The 1,323-nt window shown below is 69.8% G+C and carries 2 protein-coding genes; both read left to right on the top strand.

Features of this window, described 5'->3' with window-relative positions:
* Positions 1-876: bifunctional riboflavin kinase/FAD synthetase (locus ACY45C_RS00860; RefSeq protein ID WP_462185767.1), on the top strand; the 876-nt coding region annotated here is incomplete at its 5' end.
* Positions 877-1,059: 183 nt separating this feature from the next.
* A partial coding sequence (rpsO, locus tag ACY45C_RS00855) for a 30S ribosomal protein S15 (protein ID WP_462185766.1) occupies positions 1,060-1,323 on the top strand: 264 nt, incomplete at its 3' end.

The following is a 1,323-nucleotide window of genomic DNA, read 5'->3' as shown; positions in this document are numbered from 1 at the left end:
GTCACGATTGGCTTCTTCGACGGGGTGCACCTCGGGCACCGGCAGATCATCGGCCGGGCGGTCCGGCTGGCGCGGGAACGCGGTGAGCGTTCGCTGGTGTTGACCTTCGACCCGCATCCCGGTGAGGTGCTGCGACCCGGCAGCCATCCCGCCCTGCTCACGACGCTGCGTTTCAAGGCCGAGCTGTTGGCCGGGACCGGGGTGGACGCGCTCTGCGTCGAGCCGTTCACGCTGGAGTTCAGCCGGGTCTCCCCGGCCGACTTCGTGCACGGGATACTGGTCGAGCGGCTGCGGGCGAGCGCGGTCGTGGTGGGGGAGAACTTCACCTACGGTCACCGGGCCGCCGGGACGCTCGCGACGCTGTCGGAGGCGGGCGCCCGGGAGGGATTCGAGGTCGACGGGGTCCGTCTCGTCCGCTCCGGCGAGCAGGTGCTCTCCTCGACGGCGATCCGTGCCCGGGTGGCCGAGGGCGACGTAGCGGCCGCGGCGGCCGCGCTGGACCGGCCGCACCGGGTCGAGGGTGTCGTCGTGCACGGCGACGCGCGTGGCCGCACCATCGGCTATCCTACGGCGAACATCCAGGTGACGCCCTGGGCCGCCGTTCCGGCGGACGGCGTGTACGCGGGCTTTGCCTGCTGGTCCGGCCGCCGCCAGCCCGCCGCCATCTCGATCGGCACGAATCCGACGTTCGAGGGACGCGACCGGCGCGTCGAAGCGTTCCTCCTGGACGTTGACGAGGATCTCTACGGCGAGTACATGGCCTACGAGTTCACCCATCGGCTGCGTCCGACCCTGCGCTTCGACTCGGTGGCCGAGCTCGTCACCCAGATGGCCGCGGATGTGGAGGCCACCCGCGCGGCAACCCTGCTCGTCTGAACTCGGCTGAACTCGGCTCACTCCGCCGGGGGCCGAGCGGTTCCCCTCGGGTTGATAGGCTTCCCGGTCAGGCGGGTGCGGTGTGTCCGGACCGGACGGCGATGATGCCGAGGTCCGGTGATCGGTCCGGGTGGGGAAGACCCCGGACGCGCGCCGTCCCGAAACAGAAGGAGAAGGTGGAGCGTGCCGCTCGCGAGCGACGTCAAGCAGAAGATCATGTCCGATTACGCCACCGTCGAGCGGGACACGGGCTCGCCTGAGGTGCAGGTCGCGATGCTGACTCGTCGGATCAGTGACCTGACCGAGCATCTCAAGGCGCATAAGCACGATCACCACAGCCGCCGCGGTCTGCTGCTGCTCGTCGGCCGTCGCCGACGGCTGCTGAACTACCTGGCGAAGACGGATATCAACCGATACCGCGCTCTGATCGAGCGACTCGGGCTACGG

Source organism: Frankia sp. CcWB2 (genome assembly GCF_977927585.1).
This window is presented reverse-complemented; position numbering and strand designations above follow the sequence as displayed.